We start from the raw sequence: 24,447 nt of genomic DNA, 5'->3' as shown, positions 1-24,447 counted from the left end.
CCAGGAGCGGCACCTGATGCAGAGCGAATTACAGCTGCCCGGATACACAATCTCCTTCTGCCTCTGGAGAAAAGCAGGCCGGGCGGCCTATCGCGCACGGCGACTCTCGGACGGTGCAGACGTCTGCATTGAAACCCTTGATACCGAATATCCCGACCGCAGGCAGGTGGCCACGCTCAATCACGAAGCCAGCATTGCTTCACGGCTCGACGGCGTGAAAGGCGTACGCAGGGTTCATGACATATTGCCACACGGTAGTGGGAACCTGGCGCTCATCACCGATCCCTGTGAGCGTTCGCTTGCCTCGGTAATGGCCGAGAGCCGTAACAGACGCTTGCCCCTGCCCCAGACGCTGAAAATAGCCCAGGCCCTGGTACAGATTCTGAGCGACATCCACGCACAGGACATCGTGCACAAGTCGCTGACACCCCATAACGTCCTGTTTGACTCAAGAAGTGGCGCACTGGTGCTGTCGGGGTTCAATATAGCATCGGAGCTGGGGCAGGAGCGGCAGGCCAAACAGCTGCCCAATCAGCCCGAGGCGGCATTGGCCTACATGTCGCCGGAACAGACCGGGCGCATGAATCGGAGCCTCGACTACCGCTCGGACTACTATTCCCTCGGCTTGCTGCTGTTTGAACTTCTGACCGGCCAACCTCCGTTTACAGCCAACAATACCCTGGAGTGGGTACACAGCCACATAAGTCGTCTGCCTCCGGCGCCTCACACCGTGTTTGAGGACATACCCGAGGCCCTTTCAGACATTGTGCTGAAGCTTCTGGCCAAATCCCCGGAAGAACGTTATCAAAGCAGCCTGGGCCTGCTGCACGACCTATCCCGTTGCGCCACGTCGATAGAACAGGATCTGCCACTGCTGCCCTTCACACTGGGTGAAAAGGATCATCTGCAGAAGTTTCTGATTCCCCAGGCACTTTACGGCCGCGAGCGCGAGCTGCAGGAGCTGCTGGGCCTGTTCGAGCAGGCGGTGGAGGGACGATCCCGCTTCTGCCTGGTTCACGGCTACTCCGGCGTTGGCAAGTCGGCACTGGTCAACGAAATTGATCGCTACCAGATCCGCGAACGCGGCTTCCTGGTCCAGAGCAAGTTCGACCAGTTCCAGCAAAGCGAAGCCTACTCAGCACTGGCAGCCACCTTTCGTGCCCTCGTGCAGCAAATCATGCTAGAGCCCGACAACCAGCTTGACTGCTGGCGCACCGAACTGCTTGGTGCGCTGGGGCCCAACGGCGCCCTGGTGATCGACCTGGTGCCGGAGCTGGCGCTGATTATCGGCGAACAACCCCCTGTGACCGAGCTGCCACCCTCAGAGAGCCGTAACCGGTTGCAGCTGGTACTGACCGCATTCCTGCGAGTGTTTGCCGGCGAAGGCCATCCGGTCGTGCTGTTCCTGGACGATCTGCAGTGGAGCGACACCCCAACCCTCGACCTGATACGCCGTATAGTCACCTCCAGGGACCAGAGCCACCTGCTGTTGATTGGCGCCTATCGCAGCAATGAAGTCGGCCCTGGGCACCCCCTCAGATTGCTCCTGGATGACCTCAACAACCATCGGCGAATTCATCAGATCCCTGTGGGGCCGCTTGATGAATCGTCGGTGGACCAAATGGTGGCCGATGCCCTGCGTTGCGAGCCGGAAACAAGCCGCACACTGAGCGAGATGCTGTTTCACCGCGCCCAGGGCAACCCCTTCTTTACCAACGAGTTGCTGCGACAGTTCCATGCCCAGGGGGCAATCTGGTCAGATTCGGGCAGTGGCCAATGGCACTGGCAGCTCGACAGGGCCAGTTGGGATGAAACCAGCCATGACGTGGTTGAGTTCATGCTGGATAACCTGCGAAAGCTCCCGGACGAAACGCAGAACGTACTTCAACTGGCCGCCAGCATCGGGAATACCTTTACCCTGCAAACGCTCGCCACCATCTACGAGCATACCGTTGCGGAAACCGCCCGGGCCCTTCTGCCGGCGTTGAAACAGTACACCGTGCTGCCGCTACACAGTGATTATCGCCTGGCGAGACACCAGGACGGAGAGCGGGTGCTCAACCCCAGCTATCGTTTTCAGCATGACCGGGTGCAGCAGGCTGCCTACAACCTCATCGCAACCGGCGAGCTCCCCCGGGTACACCTAACGGTCGGGCGCCTGATGCTACAACACGGCGGCGGGCAGGTCGCCGATGACCAATTGATTGATATCGTTAATCATCTCAATCAGGGGCGTGCGCTGATCCAGTCCGGGCCAGAACGCCTTCAACTGGCCGAGTTCAACCTTCGTGCCGGCAGTCGCGCCCGACAAACCTCGGCCTATCAACAGGCACTCGACTACTTGCAGGTCGCCGAGGAATTGCTGCCAGACGACGCCTGGTCACAGATGCCCTCACTGATGGCCACATTGGCGTCAGAGATACAGCTTTGCCTCTACCTCACCGGACGTACCGAAGAGGCCGACCATTGGTTGGAACAGATGCTGGACCATGCGGACTCCCGGCTGCATCGCGCCGACATTCTCGCCATACGTACCCGGCAGAATGCCACGCTGGGTAGAATGGAGGCGTCTATTCACGCTGCCATTGAGGGGCTGGCACTACTGGGTGTCAATTTCACCGAACACCCCAGCCAGCACGATATCGATGTCGAACGCCAACGGGTACTGACGAACCTGGCTGGCCGCGAAATCACCGATCTGGTTGGCGCTCCTGTCATCGAAGACCCAGCCACATTGACCGCCATGCGTCTGCTGATGGAAATCTTTGCGGCCGCGTTTCTCTCCGGCAGCAAGCTGTTCAGCTACCTGGTGCTAAAAGCGGTTAACCTGGCTTTGCATCGGGGCAACTGCCCGGAATCGGCGTTTGCCTATGCCGCCTACGGCATGCTTTTGTGTGGTGAGCTGAACGAGCCCGCCCTGGGCTATCAGTACGCCAAGGTTGGCCTGGCCATCAATGAACGGCTTGATGACCTCAGCCTGAGGGCGCGCGTTATCTATGTATACGCCATGTTCGTTCATCACTGGAGCAACCACTGGGCAACGCTCACGCCCTGGTTCCGCAAGGGCATCGAAGCCGGCTATCAATCCGGCGACCTGCTCTATCTGGCCTACAGTGCCCAGGACTGCGTGATCTGGGACCCGGGCATGGATCTGGAAACCGCAAGCCAGTTGCATCAGGAAAACCTCGACATCGTTCGCGAGTGCGCCTACCAGGATTCGCTGGACTCCGGTTCCCTCTTCCTGCAGATGCAGCGCAATTTTCTTGGCACCACCCACTCACCGGCCAGTCTGAGCACCGATGATTTTGATGACCAGGCGTGTCTCGAGGCAATGAGTACGCGCCAGTTCATGACCGGCATTGCCAATCATCATATCTACAGTGCCGAGATCAACCTGCTCTACGGGAACTACGAACAGGCACTGCACTTTGTCAGAAAGCAGGACAAGCTAATCAAGTCCGCGATGTCCCTGCCCCAGCTCGTGCGTTTCTACATTGTTGCCAACCTCACCCTCACGACTCTATTCCCCACCATGAACAGGGCTGACCAACAGGCCACACGAGAACGCCTGGAACGGGACCTGGCGCGCATGACCCGTTGGGCGGACAATTGCGAAGCGAATTTCCGCCACCTTCAATTTCTGATGACCGCAGAACTCGCCCGCCTGGATGGCAGGCACGACGCCGCACTGGAGCTCTATGACACGGCCATCGACACGGCACGGGCAAACGGCTTCCTGCGCGATGAGGCCACTGCCTTTGAGCGCGCCGCACGGCACCTGCTGGCACTAGGTAAAGGGCGCTCAGCCGAGGGTTATCTCCGTGGTGCCCACGGGGTATACAACCGCTGGGGCGCACAACGCAAGGTAGAACAGCTGGAGGACGAGTTCCCGGTGCTTCGTCAGTGGGTTCAGGCCCACCTCAGCCCACCAGGAAGCCATTTGGCCAGTCTCGACCTTGCATCGGTTATGAAAGCCTCCCGTGAGATCTCCGGCGAGATGGTGCTGGACCAGCTGTTGCAGAAAACCCTGGCGATTCTGCTGGAAAATGCCGGTGGGCAATGGGGCTGCCTGATTGTCCGGGCCGGTGGCACATTCAGTGTTGAGGCCATAATCCGGCCAGAGCAGCCGTCACCACAGGTTGAGATCCCCACCCACTCAACACTCAGCGATCGTCAGGGCAAGGCCCTCGCCCTGCCAATGAGCGTGATCAGCCAGGTGTTTCAAAGGGGCGAAGCCGTGGTCCTGCACGATGCCATGGCGGACGGCCCGTTTGTGAACGACCCCTACACTATTCACCTGCATCCACGATCAGTACTGTGTGTCCCTATCATCGTGCGGGAACGTTTTGAGGCGGCGGTCTACATGGAAAACAACCTGACCGACGCCGTCTTCACCGACGACCGGGTGGAATTGATTCAACTGCTCTCCGCCCAGGCGGCTGTCGCCATCGAAAACGCCCGGCTCTACACTCAGGTACAGGACCATTCCCGGCTCCTGGAAGAGAAAGTGGTTGAACGCACGGCAGAGCTGGAAGAACTCAATGAAGAACTGCAACGCCTGGCCGACCGCGATGGCCTGACCGGCGTCGCCAACAGGCGTTCCGGTGACGCCTACCTCAAAGACACCTGGCTGCGCCTGAGAAGGCAGCCCCAGCCCTTATCTGTGGTTATGCTCGATGTGGATCACTTCAAGCACTTCAACGACAATTACGGCCACCAGATGGGTGACGAATGCCTGATCCGGGTAGCCGAGACACTGCAGGAGCAACTGCAGCGCTCAACCGACATGGTGGCACGCTACGGGGGAGAAGAGTTCATTCTGATACTCCCCAATACTGACGAAAATGGTGCGATACAGGTCGCTGAAAATGCCCGCGTTGCCATCGAAGCATTGGACATCAGGCACGACCATTCAACGGCGCGAGATTGCATCACCGTCAGCGTGGGCTGCGCCACCATCGTTCCCGATGACAAGAGCAGTCTCGAGGAATTGGTCTTTGCCGCCGATGCGGCACTCTACAAAGCCAAAGAGAGCGGCCGAAACCGAATTCAAGCGGCTGAGAGCGCTTGAGATAACGAGACTTTTTTACCAAACTCAGTGATCTTGAGATTATGATCAACGCATTTGCCGTATCCAACTACCGCAGCCTTAAGAGTATCGTCGCGCCCCTGACCGGCCTCAATGTGGTAACCGGGCCCAACGGCTGCGGCAAGTCCAACCTTTACAAGTCTCTGCGGTTACTGGCTGAAACCGCAAAGGGCAACTTAATCTCGTCGATCGCGCAGGAAGGCGGGCTGGATTACACGTTCTGGGCAGGGCCGGAGACCTTTACCAAAGGCATGAAAGACGGTGTCGATCCCGTACAGGGCTCTGCCAAAAAACAGAACAGCCGGCTTAGGCTGGGCTTTGTGGGTGAAGACTTCGGCTACGCCATCTCACTGGGCATGCCCGCCCCTCAGGGATTTGCGGGCTACCAGGACCCGTCCATGTTTCAGTTTGACCCGGAAATCAAGCGCGAGTGCATTTGGTCGGGAGACGTCTGCCGTCCCAGCAGTTGCCTGATTGACCGGGTCGGGCCTGCGGTGAAAGTGCGCAACGGTCGTAAATGGGAAGTCTACAACGCCCACCTCAACACCTACGAAAGCATCCTCAACGAAATCAGCGATCCGGTGGCTGTGCCCGAGGTTCATGCTGTCCGGCAAACCATCCGCAACTGGCGCTTCTACGACCAGTTCCGAACCGATCCCCAGTCCATCATCCGCACTCCCCAAATCGGTACGCGAACGCCGGTGCTTGATCACGACGGCCATAGCCTAGTCGCGGCTCTGCGGACCATCCACGAGGTTGGCGACCGGGCGGCGTTGTACGATGCCATTGAGGATGCCTTTCCCGGGGCAACCATCAACTTTGAGGCAGACTCCGGCAACCGTTTCATACTGCAGTTTTTGCAGGAGGGGTTGCTGCGCCCCTTAAACCAGGCGGAGCTGTCGGACGGCACGCTTCGCTACCTGTTGCTGGTAGCCGCACTACTCACGCCAAGACCACCGTCACTATTGGTGCTTAATGAACCGGAAACCAGCCTGCACCCGGATTTGCTGCCTGCCTTGGGGCGCCTGATCAATCGAGCATCACGTGAAACCCAGGTGTGGGTCGTTTCCCACGCACCACGTTTGGTGGCAACTCTGGAACAGGATGGCGACTGCAACTCCATCGCCCTGAACAAAGACCTTGGCGAAACCATAGTCCTGGGGCAGGGTTTGTTGGATGCGCCACCCTGGCAATGGGCGGATTAATAATGGAATTCACTTTCCTGGGCACATCCGCCGGCACCCCGACACGGTCACGAAATGTGAGCGGGCTGGCCCTGTGTCACTCCGGTCCCAAACCCTGGTATTTGATCGACTGCGGTGAAGGCACGCAACACCAGTTGCTTCGCACCCGCTACTCGGTAGTGCAATTACGCGCCATCTTCATCACCCATATCCACGGCGACCACACGTTTGGCCTTCCAGGGCTGCTCACCAGCGCCTCCATGCTTGGCCGCACGGAACCGCTGGACATCGTTGCCCCCATCCAGGTACAACGTTTCATCAGCGCAGTGCTCGCAAACAGCGACTCCAGTCTCAGCTACTCGCTAAACTTCATCGATTCCGAAGCATCGGATTTCCAGTGGCAGGATGAGCACGTCAGGGTTACCAATGTGGCACTGTCCCATCGTGTCGCCTGCCGCGCCTATGTGTTCACCGAGCAAAGCCTGGAGCGACAACTACTTCAGGACAAATTAAGGGCGGAAGGCATCGAGCCCGGTCCCGGCTGGGGCGAATTGCAGAAAGGCAACGATATAACGCTGGAGGATGGCCGCCTGCTCAGAAGTGACGAATACACGCACATTCCCCGCGCGGCCCGCCGCCTTATCGTCGCTGGCGACAACGACACCCCGGACCTGCTGGCCGATGCCTGCAACGGCACCCATGTGCTGATCCACGAAGCCACCTATACCCAGGACGTGGCCGACCGGGTCGGCCCCTGGCCACAACACAGCTCCGCTGAACAGGTGGCCCGCTTCGCCCAACAGGCTCACTTGCCCAACCTGGTGCTGACCCATTTCAGCTCACGTTACCAGTCCGGGCCGGGAGGTACGCCCCATATCAACCAACTGGCGGCCGAAGCCATGCAGCACTACAAGGGCCAGCTGTTTCTGGCGCGGGATTTTGATACCTATCGGCTGGAAAAGGATTTGTCGTTGAGTTGCCTGACCCAAACACATTCAATCTGACGAAGGATATTCACAATGACGTATCAGTTCGAAGACCTAAGGAAGGCTTGCCGGACAGAATGGCGCGACTACATTGAACACAGTTTCGTAAAGCAGTTAGGCGATGCGTCGCTCGCTCCCGAAGCGTTTCAGCACTACCTCAAGCAGGATTACCTGTTCCTGATCCAGTTTGCCCGCGCCTTCGCCCTGGCGGCCTACAAAAGCCCAACCTTGCTGGATCTCCGCCATGCAAAGGAAGGCTTGCAGGCCATCGTGGATGTAGAGCTGGACCTACACATCAGCTACTGCAAGGAATGGGGCATTTCAGAAGCAGAACTTGCCAACCTGCCGGAAGCGCGCGCCACCCTTGCCTACACACGCTATGTGCTCGACACGGGCAACCGCGGCGATTTGCTCGACCTGCATGTTGCGCTCTCCCCCTGCATGGTGGGTTACGGGGAAATCGCCAATTGGCTGAACAACCGGGCAGAAACCATTCGGGGAGACAAAAACCCGTATGACGCCTGGATCGCCATGTATGAAAGCGACGAGTTCCAGCAGGCCATGCACGCGGAAATCCAGTGGCTGGATGAACGACTGGCGGATGTATCCCCCGCCAGGTTCGAGCAGCTTACCCGGATATTCAGCGACGCCACCCGGCTGGAAATCGATTTCTGGGAAATGGGTCTGAAACAGAGCGATTGAGAAACGCGTGGTCAACCACAGCACTTCTTGAACTTGGCACCACTCCCGCAATGGCAAGGATCATTGCGGGAAGGCAGTTTCGCCGTGGTCACCGTCGCCCCTTTGTTCAGGAGCGCCGTCAGTTCGGTGATGGATTCAACCGCACCCTCGCGGGCATCCACTGTAATGTTGGCATGCAGATTGGCTTCCGCCACCTGAGCTTCGACCTCCTGCCTGCGCGCCTCACTGGTAACCACCAGTGTTAGCGGAAACTTCTTGCTGCCACTCTTCTGACTGGCCTTGGTCTGGAAGCCACCATGGGCGGTGTGGTGCTGGCGCGCGTCCTGCCGGCCTTTGTAGAAGAACTTGTCTGACATGCTGAAATCTCGATGAATGGAAGAGTACCCGGCGCCCGAAAAAAGCGAGCGAGCACCGGGCGAGACGTTTTAGCATGCTTATTGAATTGGATATATAGGCATAAGTGGAAATTCGATGAACCTGCCCCAAAGTTGACCACGCCCCGACGGAGCCCGCAAACTGAGCGAACACATCATTCCACAAAGAATCCACATCCGATGCCAGCAAACGTAAAAACCCGGATTTTGTTCCGCTCCAAACGCCTGAACCTGTACCTCGTCCGCTACCCAGAAGGTCACAAGGTGGGACCGCACCTGGACATGACTTCCGAAGGCCGGCTGTACAAACTCAATTGTGTTCTGGTAAAGCCCAAAGCAGGCGGTGAATTCATTTGCGAAAAGAACATTTTCAACTTGTTTGGCCGGGTATACCTGTTTCGACCAGATCTCTACCAACACCGGGTTTCGAAGATTGAACGTGGGAATCGTTGGTTGCTCAGCTTTGCACTTAACACATCGGGTAACGTTCCCCTGGCACAATGATCGCCTAGATCCGACAGAAGCCGTCAGCCCAACAAGCACGCCTTGGCCTCATTAATACGGGCAGCCAAGTAGTTACTCCCACCGCGGTCCGGGTGTACTTTCTGCATCATCCTGCGGTGAGCCCGAATGATCTCGTCCTGTGTTGCACCGGGCTTCAGCCCCAAGATGTCCAGTGCTTCGCTCTCGGTAAGTGGACCGCCAGCATTGGCTTGTTCTTCGGATTCTTCGCCTCCAGCGCTGGCCTCATCGTCAGCACGCCATGAGTCACCAAACCGGCGGTCAAGATAACTTTCCAGCAGCCGGGCGGAGTCCTCGTCGTGCGCCCGGCAGTATCGCAACAGCTCAAGAAATTCACTTTCGCCCAGGTCCGCCAGCTCTCGCCCGGCCATGGGGCCTTTCAGGACCTTGCCACTCATGGTGCCGGAGTCATGATCCAGGCTCATTTCCAGAATGTCGCCGGACACATGGGATTGATTGCCTGAACTTGCGTTTGCATCTCCCGTTCCGGCCCCCGCCATGCGTCCTGTCAATAATGACGGCAGCACCCGGCGTAGCAGTGGGTAGAGAAACGCCAACAACGCGAACAGAGCGTGTAGACGGCCGGTAACCGCCATCAGAACCACTATCCCGATACCGGCCATCAAGGCCAGCTTTATCATCGCCGGCTTACGTTGGCTGGCCGGCTGGTTGCGCAGCCAGACCCACGCAACAACCGACAGTGCTATGACCAGAAGCGTTAGTGGCACTCGGATACCCCGGAACTCATCGGTCCATCGATGGCTTGAACGTGGATTGAAACAAGCGCTACTTGATCTGCTGAGTCAAGCGCTTGACCTCTGGAGAACTGCTGCTGGAAAAATCCTGCAGGGCCTTGGCTCCCCCGGAAGCATAGACCGCCACCGCAGCCATAAGATCCTTGAGAACCTGCGGACTGTTGCGATCGAAGGGGGCATAAGCCCCACCAGACAACTTGCTCACCTGCTGGAACACCTCTCTGGCATGAGCATCGGCGCCCTCGTGGAACATGAACACCGGCGTTCGCAGCATCCCCAGCTCCCCCGCGGTATGGCACAGTTCGTCCACCGGTTCCTCGCAACAGTCGCCAATAAACACCACCGCCCTTACGGCCTTTTCCCGGGTTTCTTTCACGGCATGAGCCAACACCCGGCTGATCTGGGTGCGCCCACCCAGGCAGGAAACGCCGTTCATCAGGTTCAACAACTGACCGGTCTCCGTCACAAACCCTGTGGCCTTGAACTCGCCAAAGCCGCGGTAGTAACAAAGCTGGATAGCCAAACCACCCAAATCCCGGGTCGCCATGAACAGTTCACTCTGCAAGTGGCAGGCCTCATCCCAGGTTGCCTCCCGGCTGGCGGTGGCATCCAGCGCGAATATCAGCCTGCCCTGCCCGCCACCCTGTTTAGGCAATGTGCGAACCTCGTTGATAAACTGGTCGATGGCCTGTCTATCGGATTTGGGGCGCAGTTCTTTGTCGGCCATAGTGGTCCTTTCTCGTTTACCAGTGCGCACGCACCTGGGTTACCATCAGCCCGCCAGTGCTGCCCGCACCTTCTTGCTCAGGTGGCCCATATCAACCCGGCCAAGTACCTGGGGCTTTAGCTCGTTCATCACTTTGCCCATATCCTGCATTCCCTGTGCATCGGCAGCGCTGATGGTCATTCGAATCAGGCCGTCCAGATCATCCTCATTCAGGGCCGCAGGCATGAATTCCTCAATGATTACCATTTCCGCTCTTTCCTTGTCACCCAACTCCTCGCGCCCCGCCTCATCGTACTGACTGGCGGCGTCGCGGCGCTGTTTGAGCATCTTGTCCAACACCTTGAGGACATCCTCATCGCTCAAATCACGGCGCTCATCAATCTCAATCTGTTTGACTGCCGCCTGCGCCATACGCAGGGTGACAAGCCGGGTCTTATCCTTGTTCCGCATCGCGTCTTTCACCGCGGTGTTGAGTTGTTCCTTCAGTGTTGCTTCTGCCATTGCCGGCCTCCTTCAGATGAGTTAAATCAACTTTCCCAAATAGTGATTCATAGCACGATGGGAGTGAACCAAAAAGCTATTTGCAGACTACACTGCTAACCTGCTCATTCTTTTGACACCAGTGGAGTCACTGCATGATTACCGTTCACCACCTCAACAATTCCCGTTCACAACGCGTTCTCTGGATGCTGGAAGAATTGGGAGTGCCCTACGAAATCCAGCGTTACGAGCGTGACCCTAAAACCATGCTGGCACCGGCCAGCCTAAAAAAAGTGCACCCGCTGGGTAAATCACCGGTGATTACCGATGGCGATCTGGTGGTAGCGGAGTCAGGCGCTATTATCGAGTATCTGGCCCACACCTACGGCAAAGACACCATGTTGCCGGAAACCGGCGGCCAGGCGTGGCTGGATTATACCTACTGGCTGCATTACGCCGAAGGCTCCCTGATGCCACCGTTGGTAATGCGCCTGGTGTTCCAGAAGGTAAAAAACAGCCCGATGCCGTTTTTTATCAAGCCGGTGGCCAAAGGTATCGCCGATAAAACCACTGCTACCTTCATCGGCCCGATGATCAAAACACACCTGGATTTTGTTGAAGCTCACCTGGCGAAAAACACCTGGTTTCTGGGGGACAACCTCAGCGCGGCGGACATCCAAATGAGCTTTCCACTGGAAGCCTCGGTAGCACGGGGTATCGTTGGCAAAGACCGGCCCCATATCAATGCGTGGGTTAAGAGAGCTCACGCCAGGCCGGCTTACCAAAAGGCACTCGAGAAGGGCGGTGAATACGACTTTGCCTGAACGCACGGAGGAGGGCTCACTGCCCTCCCTTTTTTAGAAGCGAGAAGGCAACACCAAACCGACATGCAGATATGTCTCGGTTTCCCACACTTTTATTAAACACCGTTCGCCACCATCTAAAGGAGACAGACTTCGACCACACATCCCTCAGGATCACTCCATGAACGCGACCATCAAGCAATTCCTCCTGGTTTCAAGCATCTACCTACTCGCCCCAACCGTTAACGCCTTCGACCTTAACGACGCGCTTTCCAGCGGCACCGAAGCAATGACCTCGGCATCAGAGGTCAGCGGTGAAGCCCAGGAACTGGTCGGCCAACTCCAAAGCCAGCTCGGCGTCACGCAGGCCCAGGCAACAGGTGGCACCGGTGCCCTGTTACAGCTTGCAAAAAACCAGCTGGGCAACGACTCCATGAGCACCCTCACCAGCAAAGCCTCGGGCCTGTCCAGCCTGTTGGGCGGTGGTAGCAGCCTGAGCGGAAGCCTGCTTTCCGGCATCTCGTCAATGGACGGCGTGCAATCGGCCTTTACAGCCCTGGGTATGGACAGCGGCATGATCCAGCAGTTTGTCCCGGTTATCATGAGCTTCCTGGAAAATCAGGGGATTGGCTCTTCGTTGCTGGGGCAACTGCAGGGTCTCTGGACGCCAGACGCCTGAAGCGGTCGCCCCTCTCAAGGACGGCCTCTACACCGTAATTCGCTCCAGGGCCTCCCGAATCCCTGGAGGAATCGGTGTCGAGGACTGGGTGGCACGATCCACGAACACATGGACAAGCTCGCCATGTGCGGCTGCCTGGGTGTCGTTCTCCATGAAAATCCCCACCTCGTAGGTCACAGAACGGGTGCCAATTCTGGCAACCCGAACGCCGGCTTCAAGGGCATCAGGGTAGGCAACCGGCTTCTTGAACTGGCAGCTGGAACTCACCATAAAACCCACTACCGGTGCGTTGTGTATATCAAGACCGCCTTCTTCAATGAGATAGCGGTTGATGACCGAATCGAAGTAGGAATAGTAGGTCACGTTGTTGACGTGACCGTAGATGTCGTTATCCATCCATCGGGTGATGATGGAGTAAAACACGGGGAAGTCAGATCGTTCCATGGAGGCAGCCTGGCGTCAGTGGTCGTCAAAAAGAATGACCTGGCGAATGGCCTTGCCGTTTGCCAATCGCTCAAAGCCTTCGTTGATCTCATCAAGGGTCAGGGTGTCGCTCAGTAGCTTGTCGACCGGCAACCGTCCCTGGCGAAACAGGCTGACGTAGCGGGCCACATCCCGCACCGGCACACAGCTTCCCACATAGCTACCCTTGAGGGTTCGCTCCTCTGCCACCAGGCTCACCTGTTGAATCGACACCTTCCTGTCAGGGTGTGCCAACCCACCTGTTACGGTTGTACCGCCACGACGAGTCAGTTGATAAGCCAACTCCAGCGCCTTTTCAGAACCCGCCATTTCGATCGCACAATCAACGCCTCCGTTGGTCAAGGCTTTCACCTGGCTCACGCAATCTTCGTCCGCCGCGTTGATGCCAGCGCTGGCGCCCAGGCTCTTGGCCATCGCAAGCTTGTCTTCATCCAGATCAATGGCAATGACCTGTCCTGCCCCGGCCACCAGCGCACCCAACACACTGTTCAGGCCCACGCCGCCAAGCCCGATAACGGCGACCGTCTGGCCGGCTTTGATATCGGCCGAGTTGATGGCGGCGCCCACGCCCGTCAGCACGGCACAGCCAAAGAGGGCGGCATGATGAAACGGCAGGTCTGGATCAATCCGTACCAGTGAATGTCGGGACACCACTGCGTGATCGGCGAACGCAGAGACGCCCAGGTGGTGATTCACCGGCGTACCATCCGCCCGATGCAGCCGGTGTTCGCCACCAACAAGCGTACCGGCATTGTTCGCGACGGCCGCCGGTTCGCACAGGGCGGGGCGACCTTCGGCACAGGGGCTGCAGTGCCCGCAGCTGGGAACAAAGACAGTGACCACGTGATCACCCGGGCTGAGATCTGTCACCCCTGCCCCAACGGCTTTGACCACGCCTGCCGCCTCATGGCCCAGGGCCATAGGTACGGGCCTTGGCCGGTTGCCGTCAATCACGGACAGGTCTGAATGGCACAAACCCGCTGCCCGTATCTGAACCAACACCTCATGATCGCCCGGTGGATCCAGTTCCAGCTCTTCAATCGTCAGCGGTCGGTTTTCGTCGAAAGGCTGTGGCGCACCTATCGTTTCCAATACAGCGGCACGGATTTTCATAACGATGATCCTGTTGGTGTTTTTGTTCGGAATGTCCGCAAGGTACTAAGTTTCTCTGATTTAGGGAAGTTCTGAAGTTTCTCTACCGGATGATCAGGGCGTTAACAGGAAACCGTAACGATTCCTGATAAAGTGAGCGCCTGTAAACGACTCCGTCCCACTTACCGGTAACTGCACCTGTCACTTATGCCCATTGCCATACCACCCGAGCAGACCATCTCCGAAGCAGAGATAGAGCTGGCCATAGGCTCGGGCATTGAACGGTATTTCGCCGACTGCCGGTCGCGGGTGCCGGCGTTTATCGACCGACATTTCCACTATCCCGGCGCTGTGGCAACCAACCGGATGGCACTGGGCTGGGACATGTTGCGGGCGCCGATCAATCTGCTTTGGGCGCCGGTTTACGCCCTTGCCTGCCTGGTAAAAATTCCAACGCGCAAACGAGCCGGTCTGAGATGGCTGCACGGAATGGCTGATCGTGTGCCTGCTGGTTTTACCACCCGCGTACAACAGCACATCTCGAGCCTTATTCAGGCCGACCTGCTGAACAATGGCCAGCCAACGGGCCACTTGCTGGAGGACTATCTGGTGGAAGCGCTGGAGGAGGTTTACGAGCGCCACAGCTCTGAGCCAGTCGACCACCAGCACTTTATCAAACTGGTAGAGCCTGTGATTGCCGACGCTCTGCGTCAGTACCGCGTAACGCGGACGGCCTCTGCCGATATCACCAACAGCATTTCATGCACCGTGCTGGGCGCGTTCGCGTTCCAGAAGTTTACGCCTGGGGGCATAGGGCTCGGAGTGGTGCTGGCGTCCATGCTTGCAAAGACCCTGGCCGCACGGGACTTTATCCTCGGCGAAACCATTGGCACGTGGTACTACAGCGTCTTTCCACCGGAGCCGTCGCTGGCAACGACCGCCGGCGTCATGCTCGCGGTCATGGCCGCCCTGGCAGCGTTCGCAGCGCTGTCTGGCGTTATTTCCGACCCCGTGCAGGCGGCACTCGGCCTTCATCGTCGTCGCCTGCATAAGCTGCTGGATCACCTGGAGCGGGACGTATCGCTCAGCACCCAAAGCAGCTTTCGGCCAAAAGACCAGTATGTGGCCCGCATTCTGGACACGTTCGACATGATCCGAGCCGGGTTAATTTAGGCAAGAGCCTCCCGGGCAGGGAGGACTGACTGTTCCTGAACTACAATCAGTACCTGCAGGGCTAAACTGACCAGAACTCACATGAGGCACCCATGGCGCAACCAACCCCGCTTCAAACTTTATTCGACACCCTTCCTCAGAGCGGCCGGGTTGAATGGATTGGCATCCGCCCTGCCCGTGGTGAGCCTATGACAATACTCGATAACGTGATGATCACGCCGGGCAAAGGCCTGGAAGGCGATCGATTCGAGGGCCGCGAGACCAGCAAACGGCAGGTCACCCTGATCCAGAAAGAGCACCTGCATGCCATTGCCTCCTGCCTCGGGCGGGATGCTCTTGACCCAGATATTTTCCGGCGCAACATTGTGGTCTCTGGCCTGAACCTCCTGGCCCTGAAAGGCAAAACGTTCCGAATCGGGGGTGTGGTGCTGGAATACACCGGCCTGTGTCACCCCTGCAGCAAGATGGAGACCGCCCTTGGGCCGGGCGGTTATAACGCCATGCGTGGGCATGGCGGTATAACGACGCGAGTGATTGAAGGGGGCGAGGTGGCAATTGGCGACAGCGTTCTGGCCTGCCTCTGAGCCATTTATGGCTACTACTCCACCGTAATGGTGATCTTCTCGGACATCACAGGCGGCTGATGAGGTACGTGCAGGTGGTCCCCCACCAGTAACTGCAAGGTGTGTTCGCCCGGTGACAGCTCCAGGGACGTCTGGGTTTGTCCGCCACCAAAATGAATATGACGATCATCGGACGGAACCGGTTGGTCCATCGCCGGCATATCGTCTACGTCCACAAGCAGGTGATGGTGGCCAGTGCCCTTACGTTCCACGCCCGCTGGCGCCACACCCAGCCCATCCAGACCGAATCTCACGGTGACTGGAGAACTCACGGTCTGCCCATCAGTTGGCGTAATAAAATACACCGACGCGCCTTCAGGGGCGGGTGTCGCTCCATGGACCCCGGCAACCATTGAGAAGGCAAGAACCGAACCAAGCAATAAACGTTGTGTGCTGCTGATCATGCTCATGACTCATTCCTTGAACGCGGGATTGACTGTTCAATGGTAGGACAGATTCTCGCATCTTGCCGAATATCGATACTGCCTTGTACAAGCTGCATCTACGGAGCTAGCCGAGCGTCCATACTGTTCTGCGCCAGCCGGCGGGCCTGCTCTTCTGTCATCCCCAGGCCATCACGCAGAGCCACGAAGTTTTCCAGCACATAACCGTCGAAATAGGACGGGTCGTCCGAGTTCACGGTAACCTGCAAACCCTGCTCCAACAGGTCCAGAATGTTGTGGTGGGTCATGTCCTGAAACACACGCAGCTTGATGTTCGACAACGGGCAAACCGTTAACGGGATCTGCTCATCCGCCAGTCGGTCCAACAACTTCGGGTCTTCCGCGGCACGGACCCCATGGTCAATACGGTTTACCTTGAGCAGATCCAGGGCCTGCCAGATGTACTCAGGTGGCCCCTCTTCACCGGCATGGGCAACCGCCAGGAAGCCCTCAGCCCTCGCTTTGGCGAACACCCGCTCAAACTTGCTGGGTGGATGGCCCTGTTCAGCACTGTCCAGCCCCACTGCAAAAAACTGATCACGAAATGGCATCGCCTGTTCAAGTGTCCGGAAGGCGTCATCTTCAGACAGGTGCCGCAGGAAACTGAGAATCAGCCCACCGGTAATGCCCAACTGCTCGCGCCCATCGCGCATGGCACCGCTGATACCGTTGATGGCCGCTTCAAAGGGAATGCCGCGCTCGGTATGGGTTTGCGGATCGTAGAAAGGTTCAACGTGGACAACGCCCTGCGCCTGACACTTCTGCAGATACGCCCAGGTGAGATCGTAGAAATCCTGCTCCGTGCGCAGCACATTGGCACCCTGGTAATAAAGATCCAGGAATTCCTGCAGGTTATTGAAGGAATAGGCCTGCCGAAGCACGTCGACGTCGCTCCACGGCAATTCAATGCCGTTGCGCCGAGCCAGTGCAAACATCAGTTCAGGCTCAAGCGCCCCTTCCAGGTGTAGGTGTAACTCCGCTTTGGGTAGGGCTTTCAGCCAGGCTTCGTTCATCACACTCTCCGGGATGATTTATTGTGTATCAACAAATCATCCCGGAAAGCCATGAGTTCTTGCAAATCCCCGTGCGGTCCGCAAAGAAAAAAGACGACAGGGTGCAAGCACAAGCCGCTATCCGCTACCAGATAGGTCTACAGATACCGCCCAGCAGCACCAATCACCACGACAATCAGCCCGAGAATCAGGTTGGTGCCCACCAGCTTGCGGATCTGTCCCACCTGGCGCCCACCTTCCTGTGGGTCCTGATTGGCAACGGCCTGCTTTAACCGCCGGAAGGGGGCAAAATAGACGTGACAATAGAGCAGCATCATCACAATCCCCAGCCCCTGCATCACATGAACGTGCCAGCCGGCACCCGCCATGCCGCCGAACACACTGAAGACCATCCAGTAACCGGTCACCAGCAACAGTATGATCGCCACCCATACCCAGCGGAAAAACCGGGACAGCGTATGACACCAAAGAGCACCGCGCTGCGATGCATCAATGACCTCCACCACTGCTGGCCGCATGGCCATATAGGCGAAAAACATACCGCCAACCCAAATCACGGCAGAGAGAACATGTAATGCGATAGCCAGACCCATAAAGCGACTCCCGGATGAGAAATGTGTGACGAGCATAAGCCTCACCCGACACAAAACCAACTCTCTTGACCGGATTCCCGGCTAAACCCGCCAGGGTGGGACGCTATTACGGCATCGGCGAGCAACTGGCACTGGGCAATTGGTCAATCCAACTGCGAATCAGTTGAGCACCTTCCTGATGCGTTGTGCTACGGCCCAGCTCCGGCATCTTGTGTCGGCTGTCTGTCGTCTCGATACGGAACAACAGGTAAGACTCATCCGCGTTGCCTGGAATCACGTCGTACGGATAGCCCTCTTTGCCGCCGGCCACCGGGTCCTTGCAGACTCCGAATTTGCCCGGCGAGTCAGCGTAGACGCGGTTGTACTCCAACTGCACGCCGCTACTGCCTGCGGGGCCGGCATAGTCGGCCGGCAGGGTGAGGTCTGCCCGGTGGCAATGGGCGCAGTTGATGTCCAGGTAGGCCCTGGCCTTGTCGTTCAGTTCTGCGTCGCTCAGTGACGGGATGTGGGTTTCGTCATTGAACACCGGTGCCTGTTCCACACTGTTGAAATCCGCCGGTAACCCAGTGAGCAGTTCGCCTTCCGACCAGTATTGAAGCTGGTTGTAGACCGTGCCGTCCGGGTAGCTGAAATCCTTGTTCAGATAACGGGCCTTGGGGCCAATGGGCAGAAAAATCTGCTCACGCTGGTCATCCGGCCCCGCCAGGTCCGGCACAATGGAGTGGCAGGAGTTGCAGTCCGCAGCTTTGGGCACCGCATAATCAAAGGTGAGCGTCTGTCCCTGGTTGTTGATGGTGGTCAGGTCGGTCAGGCGTTTCCCCGCAATGGCGAGTGTCGCCTCGGACTCTGACGACCAGTAATACGGCAATGCCATCCAGCCATCGACCCGGTGGATCAACAGGCGGGTTTCGATCACCAGCTCCGCACCGTCAGGCATGGCGGTATTTTCCGGTAGGGCGAAAGTCTTGGTAATGACCGTCCCAACCGGAAAATCCAGCGCCTCTGATGGGTTGTAACCCACGGTCTTGCCTTCCGGCACAAACACAAAACGGTACTTACTGGTGTAATCGGAGAACAACGCCGTGGAGAGATCATAAGGCACCCCGCCCCGGGTCGGCCCGGCCGTTGGATCACTGGCATCGGTAAACAGATTGTAGTCGGAGAGCTTCGGGCACACCTCCGTCATCAAGGCGTCCCAGTTCACCCCATTCGTGGTTGCACTGCAATTGCCCTCTGCTCCTGTTGGCGCACCAGCACCGGCATTCAGTGCGCTGCCAGTCGGGTTGGAGCCACTATCGTCCGACGAATCACCACCTCCTCCGCCGCCACACGCAGCCAGAAGAAAAGACGTCACCACACCCGCCGCAATCGTTTTATTACTGTGTTTCATTGGAGACTCTCCCTTACAGCGCGCAGGCCGCTTCGGCCAGATCATCCCCGGTGCAGCCGTAGATGTTGTTGCGGAAGTTCACCACCGCTGGCGCCAGTCGCGGCTGGACGCAGTTCAAGTAGGTGTTGTTGACCATTTGATCGATTAACAGGTGGGGCAGAGGATTGCCATCGCCATCAACCATGGTTACGTCGGCAGGATCATCCGGATAGACCAGTCCGGTATTCACTTCGTCATAGTCTGGCGCCGGGTTGCCATTGATGTTGCTGTTGGCACAAATCTGGTCGCCTGCGCCGTAAGGGTCGTAGTTCACCCCATCGGCCTGCGCCTCGGCGCCGACCAGGGCATTGAAGCCAGCCAACTCTCCGGCATTCGACAGCAGTTCACCGATTCCGTCATACAGAATCGCAGGAAAGGTTTGCGGCGCCCCCTTGCTGTTCATGTTCGAGGAGTAACCATCAATAACCGGCTGAAGTAGCGCACCTCGCGGGTTATCGCCGTTCCGGGCAATGGTGTTGTTATGCAGGTAGACGTTCTTCAGTGTCGGGCTCCAACCATTGCCCATGGTGGCGCCGTAGTTGGCCGGGTAACTGGCAAGGTCATCATCAACCAGCAGATAGCTGGTGATCGCGACCGCCGTGGTGTCATTGTCCGTTATCTGGTTGTTGTACATTTCCACGTCACTGGTGGCCAGCACCAGGACGCCGGTTCCCGGTGGCACCGTGCCAACCACGCCAGCGCCTACGTTATCGGCGTTGTTGTTGTAGGCCTGGTTGTTAAAAACACGAACATTGCCGCCGTAGGCCTTATCCAGCCCTGGCAAGTCGAACACCAGGATGCCGCCAGAGTTTGCGAGCGCGATGTTGTTGTACACATCCGCCATGGTGGAGTTTTCAATCTCAATGCCGGCCACGTTCTGTTTGGCGGTATTGTTCCGAACCACAATGTTTTCGGACTGCCCCACGTAGATGCCCGCATCCGCCGACCCGAAGGCGTAGTTGTTCTCCAGCAGCACGTTCTGGCTTTTCAGCGGGTACAACCCGTAGGCGCCGTTGGCCGACTCCAGCTCGCCTTCCCAGACCGTGGCGGTATAAGTCATATGGATGCCGTTGACGTTGGTGGCCTTGATGCCGTTCTTCGGCGCCTCGTACACACCGAAGTCCCGCACCGTAATACCGTTCCCGCCCTGGAAGCGGAACGCGTCGTCGCCATTGGACGTGCTGAAATCCAGCGCAGTTTCGTTGATGCCGTAGCCGGTGAGGGTCAGCCCACTGGCACTGTTGATGACAATGCTCTCGGTCACCACAAACCGCCCTTTTGGCAAAACCACCAGGGCATCTTCCGGCAAATCGAACAACGCCACGGACAGCGCCTCGGTAATGTCGTCACCGTCTGCGGCATCCGGCGCTACAAGAATGGCGTCTTCAGGAATGGAAAAACCAGACGTGGTCATTGCAAGTTGGGCAACGACATCGGCGGACTGCCCATCGGCTCCGGCCTTGCCGTCTTCTCCATCGTCCCCATCACAACCGGCGAGTAGGAACCCACTTGAAATGGCAGTCACCAACAATAGTTTCTTGAACGTTCTGGCCTGGCGCATCGTAACCTCTGCTTGATCGTGTTGTTGTTATTCAGGCGTTCCCAAAAAGAACGCGGTGTCCCGAACGACACTAAGCAGGATGCGACACGTTGGCGAGAACAACCGATGTGCAGAAAGCCTCACGCCCTGTGCAAATTCTGCAACGGCCCGTGCACCAGGGGTTTGAGAGGAGAAAAGAAGGGCACTGTGCAAATCCTGCAATTCCGGAAATTGCAGGTTTTGATCAGCTGATGTCAGCCCCGAGGCACTGCTGACGGTACTCTGTTGGGGTGGCGTTCTGGATATCCCGAAACGCCCGGTTGAACGAGCTCAGGGTACGGTAGCCAACGTCCAGAGAGATGTTCAGCACGGGTGTGCCCGGTTCGTTCCGCAAACGTTCAGCGGCGTCGGCTACCCGGAGCTGGTTGATGTAGTCATTGAAGTTTCGATAACCCAAAGCCTGGTTAATCACCTTGCGCAAACGGTATTCAGGAATCTCAGTGGCTTCCGACAGCTTTTTGAGAGTCAGCTTCTCTGTTCGATAGAAGCCGGCATCCATGGTTCGGCAAAGCACTGAGGCGTCCTGCTCCTGTTGTGCAAAGTGTGCCTCGTTAGCCTCCTGGGGCTCTGTCTCTGGAGTTGGTCTGGGCTGTGGCTGTGGCGAGCCGGCAGGCCGATCGCTGCCCACCAGATCCATGATTCCCTCCCGCGCCGTAACCAGGCAGATCAGGGTTGCGAAAGCCGCCAGCCCCGTGATGATCCCGCGGATGTACTCATGGTAAAGCCCGAAGTTCAGGCTGACCGTCGCCACGCCTACGGCGCTGCCGACAATCAACAAAAAGGCCAGACGGGCCTTCCTGCGGGCTTCCACCAGATCGTTTCGCCAGTACCGAATCACAAAACTGAGGCCATGCAGCAGCACCACGTACTCGAAGAACTGGCCCAGCCGCCATCCGAAGAACACCGCCGGAGTCCACGCGTCACCGGGCTCTACGAAGGGCCGCGCCAACGCTGGCGCCAGAAAGCTGTATAGCGCCATCGCGCCCCACACTGACTTCAAACGCGGGCGCGGCGCAAAAATCAGCTGACACAGCAGCCAGAACAAGGCCGGCAACGCGGTTTGCAGGTCGGAAGTGATCCAGCGCCATTCGGCTGGAATCAAAGGATCAACCAGGAACGCCACAGACCCAACAATCACCAGCAGGAACAACTGGCCAACCAGCAAATGCCGGAAGTCTCGCAACGTAATCACAAACAGGGGCAACAGGCAGCCAAGCCCGAAGCCGGTTAGCAACATCACTGTTTTTACCTTCTTGTTGTTATCTTAACGCTTGATAACGGATGTTAGCCGAAGTGTTGAGCGTTTAGATAGCAACTCACTTTTCAAAACGACTCGCGCATGATGTTTTCAATGGTTGGCCTTGGCAACACAACGGGGTTGGCCTTCATGGAAGAAGAGCTGGCAGCCGACTGTGAGGCGGCAATAATGTGCTCTTCCGTCACTCCAATGGATGCCAGCCCGGGCAAGCCACTTTGACAGATCCATTCACGAAAACGTGGTAGCGCCTGATCCGCGGACGCCTCAAATATGTCTGCAATCCAGCCAACTACCCGATCAATACGAGCCTTATGCTCCGCCTCAACCACGCTATCGCGGTTGGCAGCTATACCTGCCGGCAACAAGGCACCACAGAGGGCACCATGGGGCGCACCAGATAATCCTCCCAACGGACCGGCAATGCCATGAACGACACCCAGTCCCGAGTTTGCAAGTGCAAGCCCACCAAACAGACTCACTTGAGCCATGGCGTCACGCGCCTCTTCAGACTCACCATCCATCAGTTGTTTTAACGCGGCCAGGCCTTTGGGGATCGCCTCTTTGCACAACATGTCGGTGAACAGATTGGAGCGTGACGAGAGATACGGCTCGATGACCTGGGTAATGGCATCCAGCCCTGAGTGCAAGGTAACACCCCGGGGACAATGGTCGGTCAGCGCAGGATCTATCAGGGCAAGGTCAGGGAGCAACTGGTTATCCCGCAGACTCACCTTGCGCTGAGCTTCCGGAATATCGATGACCGCGTTTCGGGTCGCCTCTGCCCCCGTTCCCGAGGTGGTTGGAATCAGGATCAAGGGCAGGCGTTGGGTGGATAACGGCAGCCCCTCTCCGACCACCTCCAGGTGGCTCATCAACTCAGTCTGGCTGGACAGCATCGCAGCCAGTACCTTCGCTGAATCCATGACAGAACCACCACCAATGCCGATGACCAGATCGACACCCAATGCTTTGCCTTGCCGAATGGCAGCATTCAGTGTCTGTAAATCTGGTTCCTTATGCACAGACATCGTTTGGACAATATCAACGGCATTCAGTGACTCGAATACCCTGGCAAGTCGATCAGGATGGCGACCATGAACGATCAGTACTCGCTTACCCAACCTTGTCACCCGGTCGCTCAGTTGGGCTATCTGTCCTCTCCCGAAGACAATGTCGGTCGGAGTTACCAGGCTAAAAGTGTCGGGCATAGAGAAGATCGTCCTCGATATGGATGATGTTCAATTGAACACTAATTACGGTGTCAATCCAAGTGTTCCGATGCCTCTCACCTTGTCTAATGCTCATTTACTGTTATGCTGAATGTTCAATTGAACATCTGATAATAACAAGCTGAGTGAGCTGGTCCTTCCCGGATGTTCAATGCGAGGCAGAGAAACCTCAGGCATGGACCGCTCCACATGGAGAAAAAAGAATGAACCTGTCTAAGAAAGTGTTTCCCGGTATTCTCCCGTCGGTGACTCTGGCGGCATCCGCCTTGCTGGTCGGCTTCAGCGGTCAGGCATTTGCGGATTGCGAACGAGGCTCGCTAGACGCCAAGTACTGCGACGAAAACGGCGATATGGTTGCTGACCTGCCAGCGGACAAATCAGAGTGGGTGAATCCCGACACTCTGATCTTTGCCTACACGCCGGTTGAAGACCCCGCCATCTATTCCGACATCTGGCAGCCCTTCATCGATCATCTGTCTGAAGTGACAGGCAAGGATGTTCGCTTCTTCGCCGTGCAATCCAACGCCGCGCAAGTGGAAGCCATGCGCAGCGGCCGTTTGCATGTGGCGGGCTTTTCTACCGGCCCAACGCCTTTCGCGGTTAATCTCGCCGGTGCGGTGCCCTTCGCCTTGATGGGCTCAGACTCCGGGCAGTTCGGCTACTCGCTTCAGGTCTACACCCACGTCGATTCCGACATCCATGAAATAACCGACCTGAAAGGTAAGCGCGTCGCACACACCTCCCCTACCTCGAACTCCGGTAACCAGGCCCCCCGTGCCCTGTTCCCGGAAATGGGCGTGGTACCAGGTGACGACTATGAAATCACCTTCTCCGGCAGCCATGACCAGTCCATGCTCGGCGTGGTGGCCAAGGATTACGACGCGGCCCCTGTGGCCTCCGAAGTGGTTGAGCGTATGGCCGCGCGTGGGCTTTACGACGAGGAAGATGTGCGCCTGGTGTGGGAGTCCGACCGGTTCCCGACAACCTCCTATAACCACGCCCACAACCTGCATCCCGAGCTGGTCGAGAAAATTCGTGAAGCCTTTTACAGCTTCAAGTTTTCCGGCACCGAGCTGGGCGAAGAGTTTGAGGGCGTCGAAACCTTCATCCCCATCAACTACAAGGACAACTGGCGCGTAATTCGCACCATCCAGGCGTCCAACGGCGTTCAGTACACGCCCGACAATCTGAAATAAGAGCAACAGGCGCT

At 57.6% G+C, this 24,447-nt stretch carries 23 protein-coding genes; 10 read left to right on the top strand and 13 right to left on the bottom strand.

The annotated features are described in order from the left end of the window. Positions 1-16 precede the first annotated feature (16 nt). From AXW11_RS01605 to tenA, 4 genes are read left to right on the top strand one after another with little or no spacing between them, the layout of a single operon-like run. On the top strand, positions 17-5,071 hold the full coding sequence (locus AXW11_RS01605) for a diguanylate cyclase (protein ID WP_091640802.1): 5,055 nt from the start codon (positions 17-19) through the stop codon (positions 5,069-5,071). A gap of 41 nt (positions 5,072-5,112) precedes the next feature. Further along, positions 5,113-6,294: an AAA family ATPase gene (locus tag AXW11_RS01600; protein WP_091640799.1), complete on the top strand. Its 1,182-nt coding sequence runs from the start codon at positions 5,113-5,115 to the stop codon at positions 6,292-6,294. 2 nt (positions 6,295-6,296) lie between these two features. Next, the gene (locus tag AXW11_RS01595) at positions 6,297-7,277 is read left to right on the top strand and encodes a ribonuclease Z (RefSeq protein ID WP_041334142.1); all 981 of its coding nucleotides are present in this window, start codon (positions 6,297-6,299) and stop codon (positions 7,275-7,277) included. A 15-nt stretch (positions 7,278-7,292) separates the two neighbouring features. Next, positions 7,293-7,961 (top strand): thiaminase II, encoded by a 669-nt coding sequence (tenA, locus tag AXW11_RS01590; RefSeq protein WP_041334140.1) that lies wholly within the window; start codon positions 7,293-7,295, stop codon positions 7,959-7,961. An 11-nt stretch (positions 7,962-7,972) separates the two neighbouring features. Here the strand turns inward: tenA and AXW11_RS01585 are convergent, their stop codons facing one another. Further along, positions 7,973-8,317 carry a PBPRA1643 family SWIM/SEC-C metal-binding motif protein gene (locus tag AXW11_RS01585; protein WP_085679529.1) on the bottom strand — a complete coding sequence of 115 codons (345 nt, stop codon included), beginning with the start codon at positions 8,315-8,317 and terminating at the stop codon, positions 7,973-7,975. A 198-nt stretch (positions 8,318-8,515) separates the two neighbouring features. On the opposite strand from AXW11_RS01585, the gene AXW11_RS20830 reads away from it, so the two are divergent. After that, positions 8,516-8,839, top strand: a complete 324-nt coding sequence (locus AXW11_RS20830) for a 2OG-Fe(II) oxygenase (protein ID WP_007152700.1) — start codon at positions 8,516-8,518, stop codon at positions 8,837-8,839. A 23-nt stretch (positions 8,840-8,862) separates the two neighbouring features. Here the strand turns inward: AXW11_RS20830 and AXW11_RS01575 are convergent, their stop codons facing one another. From AXW11_RS01575 to AXW11_RS01565, 3 genes are read right to left on the bottom strand one after another with little or no spacing between them, the layout of a single operon-like run. Next, positions 8,863-9,585, bottom strand: a complete 723-nt coding sequence (locus AXW11_RS01575; protein WP_041334136.1) for a DnaJ domain-containing protein — start codon at positions 9,583-9,585, stop codon at positions 8,863-8,865. A gap of 58 nt (positions 9,586-9,643) precedes the next feature. Continuing rightward, on the bottom strand, positions 9,644-10,339 hold the full coding sequence (locus tag AXW11_RS01570) for a hypothetical protein (RefSeq protein ID WP_091640797.1): 696 nt from the start codon (positions 10,337-10,339) through the stop codon (positions 9,644-9,646). Positions 10,340-10,384: 45 nt separating this feature from the next. Next, on the bottom strand, positions 10,385-10,840 hold the full coding sequence (locus AXW11_RS01565; protein ID WP_007152703.1) for a GatB/YqeY domain-containing protein: 456 nt from the start codon (positions 10,838-10,840) through the stop codon (positions 10,385-10,387). 134 nt (positions 10,841-10,974) lie between these two features. Here AXW11_RS01565 and AXW11_RS01560 point away from each other — a divergent pair, with 134 nt between their 5' ends. Further along, the gene (locus tag AXW11_RS01560) at positions 10,975-11,643 is read left to right on the top strand and encodes a glutathione S-transferase family protein (RefSeq protein ID WP_091640794.1); all 669 of its coding nucleotides are present in this window, start codon (positions 10,975-10,977) and stop codon (positions 11,641-11,643) included. A gap of 160 nt (positions 11,644-11,803) precedes the next feature. Next, positions 11,804-12,301: a DUF2780 domain-containing protein gene (locus AXW11_RS01555; protein WP_041334134.1), complete on the top strand. Its 498-nt coding sequence runs from the start codon at positions 11,804-11,806 to the stop codon at positions 12,299-12,301. A gap of 27 nt (positions 12,302-12,328) precedes the next feature. Here the strand turns inward: AXW11_RS01555 and AXW11_RS01550 are convergent, their stop codons facing one another. Both AXW11_RS01550 and AXW11_RS01545 read right to left on the bottom strand, forming a co-directional pair. Next, positions 12,329-12,745 (bottom strand): acyl-CoA thioesterase, encoded by a 417-nt coding sequence (locus tag AXW11_RS01550; protein ID WP_041334131.1) that lies wholly within the window; start codon positions 12,743-12,745, stop codon positions 12,329-12,331. Between the two features lie 15 nt (positions 12,746-12,760). Further along, on the bottom strand, positions 12,761-13,897 hold the full coding sequence (locus tag AXW11_RS01545; RefSeq protein ID WP_007152707.1) for a zinc-dependent alcohol dehydrogenase family protein: 1,137 nt from the start codon (positions 13,895-13,897) through the stop codon (positions 12,761-12,763). Positions 13,898-14,083: 186 nt separating this feature from the next. Here AXW11_RS01545 and AXW11_RS01540 point away from each other — a divergent pair, with 186 nt between their 5' ends. Next, a complete protein-coding gene (locus tag AXW11_RS01540; RefSeq protein ID WP_091640791.1) occupies positions 14,084-15,049 on the top strand; it encodes a DUF6635 family protein in 966 nt (321 codons plus the stop codon). A gap of 188 nt (positions 15,050-15,237) precedes the next feature. After that, positions 15,238-15,633, top strand: a complete 396-nt coding sequence (locus AXW11_RS01535; protein ID WP_258955180.1) for an MOSC domain-containing protein — start codon at positions 15,238-15,240, stop codon at positions 15,631-15,633. Between the two features lie 14 nt (positions 15,634-15,647). On the opposite strand, the gene AXW11_RS01530 is transcribed toward AXW11_RS01535, so the two are convergent. From AXW11_RS01530 to AXW11_RS01500, 7 genes are all read right to left on the bottom strand, one after another. Next, the gene (locus tag AXW11_RS01530; protein ID WP_007152710.1) at positions 15,648-16,082 is read right to left on the bottom strand and encodes a DUF4399 domain-containing protein; all 435 of its coding nucleotides are present in this window, start codon (positions 16,080-16,082) and stop codon (positions 15,648-15,650) included. A 92-nt stretch (positions 16,083-16,174) separates the two neighbouring features. Next, entirely contained in the window at positions 16,175-17,128 is a 954-nt protein-coding gene (locus AXW11_RS01525; protein WP_091640788.1) for an adenosine deaminase, read from the bottom strand. 137 nt (positions 17,129-17,265) lie between these two features. Next, positions 17,266-17,721: a CopD family protein gene (locus tag AXW11_RS01520; RefSeq protein WP_091640785.1), complete on the bottom strand. Its 456-nt coding sequence runs from the start codon at positions 17,719-17,721 to the stop codon at positions 17,266-17,268. Between the two features lie 106 nt (positions 17,722-17,827). Next, entirely contained in the window at positions 17,828-19,111 is a 1,284-nt protein-coding gene (locus tag AXW11_RS01515) for an SO2930 family diheme c-type cytochrome (protein WP_091640782.1), read from the bottom strand. Between the two features lie 13 nt (positions 19,112-19,124). After that, positions 19,125-20,711 carry a parallel beta-helix domain-containing protein gene (locus AXW11_RS01510; protein ID WP_007152714.1) on the bottom strand — a complete coding sequence of 529 codons (1,587 nt, stop codon included), beginning with the start codon at positions 20,709-20,711 and terminating at the stop codon, positions 19,125-19,127. A 223-nt stretch (positions 20,712-20,934) separates the two neighbouring features. Continuing rightward, positions 20,935-21,987 (bottom strand): helix-turn-helix domain-containing protein, encoded by a 1,053-nt coding sequence (locus AXW11_RS01505; RefSeq protein WP_041334125.1) that lies wholly within the window; start codon positions 21,985-21,987, stop codon positions 20,935-20,937. A gap of 86 nt (positions 21,988-22,073) precedes the next feature. After that, entirely contained in the window at positions 22,074-23,216 is a 1,143-nt protein-coding gene (locus tag AXW11_RS01500) for an iron-containing alcohol dehydrogenase (RefSeq protein ID WP_040474320.1), read from the bottom strand. 224 nt (positions 23,217-23,440) lie between these two features. On the opposite strand from AXW11_RS01500, the gene phnD reads away from it, so the two are divergent. Next, positions 23,441-24,433, top strand: coding sequence for a phosphate/phosphite/phosphonate ABC transporter substrate-binding protein (gene phnD / locus AXW11_RS01495; protein ID WP_007152717.1), 993 nt, complete (start codon positions 23,441-23,443; stop codon positions 24,431-24,433). Positions 24,434-24,447 lie beyond the last annotated feature (14 nt).

This window comes from Marinobacter sp. Hex_13, from assembly GCF_001566815.1.
Lineage (GTDB): Bacteria > Pseudomonadota > Gammaproteobacteria > Pseudomonadales > Oleiphilaceae > Marinobacter > Marinobacter salarius.
This window is presented reverse-complemented; position numbering and strand designations above follow the sequence as displayed.

Excerpts from the sequence above, each read along its gene's own strand:
- AXW11_RS01605 (WP_091640802.1), top strand. The coding sequence starts at position 17 with ATGCAGAGCGAATTACAGCTGCCCGGATACACAATCTCCTTCTGCCTC.
- AXW11_RS01600 (WP_091640799.1), top strand. The coding sequence starts at position 5,113 with ATGATCAACGCATTTGCCGTATCCAACTACCGCAGCCTTAAGAGTATC.
- AXW11_RS01595 (WP_041334142.1), top strand. The coding sequence starts at position 6,297 with ATGGAATTCACTTTCCTGGGCACATCCGCCGGCACCCCGACACGGTCA.
- tenA (WP_041334140.1), top strand. The coding sequence starts at position 7,293 with ATGACGTATCAGTTCGAAGACCTAAGGAAGGCTTGCCGGACAGAATGG.
- AXW11_RS01585 (WP_085679529.1), bottom strand. The coding sequence starts at position 8,317 with ATGTCAGACAAGTTCTTCTACAAAGGCCGGCAGGACGCGCGCCAGCAC.
- AXW11_RS20830 (WP_007152700.1), top strand. The coding sequence starts at position 8,516 with ATGCCAGCAAACGTAAAAACCCGGATTTTGTTCCGCTCCAAACGCCTG.
- AXW11_RS01570 (WP_091640797.1), bottom strand. The coding sequence starts at position 10,339 with ATGGCCGACAAAGAACTGCGCCCCAAATCCGATAGACAGGCCATCGAC.
- AXW11_RS01565 (WP_007152703.1), bottom strand. The coding sequence starts at position 10,840 with ATGGCAGAAGCAACACTGAAGGAACAACTCAACACCGCGGTGAAAGAC.
- AXW11_RS01560 (WP_091640794.1), top strand. The coding sequence starts at position 10,975 with ATGATTACCGTTCACCACCTCAACAATTCCCGTTCACAACGCGTTCTC.
- AXW11_RS01555 (WP_041334134.1), top strand. The coding sequence starts at position 11,804 with ATGAACGCGACCATCAAGCAATTCCTCCTGGTTTCAAGCATCTACCTA.
- AXW11_RS01550 (WP_041334131.1), bottom strand. The coding sequence starts at position 12,745 with ATGGAACGATCTGACTTCCCCGTGTTTTACTCCATCATCACCCGATGG.
- AXW11_RS01545 (WP_007152707.1), bottom strand. The coding sequence starts at position 13,897 with ATGAAAATCCGTGCCGCTGTATTGGAAACGATAGGTGCGCCACAGCCT.
- AXW11_RS01540 (WP_091640791.1), top strand. The coding sequence starts at position 14,084 with ATGCCCATTGCCATACCACCCGAGCAGACCATCTCCGAAGCAGAGATA.
- AXW11_RS01535 (WP_258955180.1), top strand. The coding sequence starts at position 15,238 with ATGACAATACTCGATAACGTGATGATCACGCCGGGCAAAGGCCTGGAA.
- AXW11_RS01530 (WP_007152710.1), bottom strand. The coding sequence starts at position 16,082 with ATGAGCATGATCAGCAGCACACAACGTTTATTGCTTGGTTCGGTTCTT.
- AXW11_RS01525 (WP_091640788.1), bottom strand. The coding sequence starts at position 17,128 with ATGAACGAAGCCTGGCTGAAAGCCCTACCCAAAGCGGAGTTACACCTA.
- AXW11_RS01520 (WP_091640785.1), bottom strand. The coding sequence starts at position 17,721 with ATGGGTCTGGCTATCGCATTACATGTTCTCTCTGCCGTGATTTGGGTT.
- AXW11_RS01515 (WP_091640782.1), bottom strand. The coding sequence starts at position 19,111 with ATGAAACACAGTAATAAAACGATTGCGGCGGGTGTGGTGACGTCTTTT.
- AXW11_RS01510 (WP_007152714.1), bottom strand. The coding sequence starts at position 20,711 with ATGCGCCAGGCCAGAACGTTCAAGAAACTATTGTTGGTGACTGCCATT.
- AXW11_RS01505 (WP_041334125.1), bottom strand. The coding sequence starts at position 21,987 with ATGTTGCTAACCGGCTTCGGGCTTGGCTGCCTGTTGCCCCTGTTTGTG.
- AXW11_RS01500 (WP_040474320.1), bottom strand. The coding sequence starts at position 23,216 with ATGCCCGACACTTTTAGCCTGGTAACTCCGACCGACATTGTCTTCGGG.
- phnD (WP_007152717.1), top strand. The coding sequence starts at position 23,441 with ATGAACCTGTCTAAGAAAGTGTTTCCCGGTATTCTCCCGTCGGTGACT.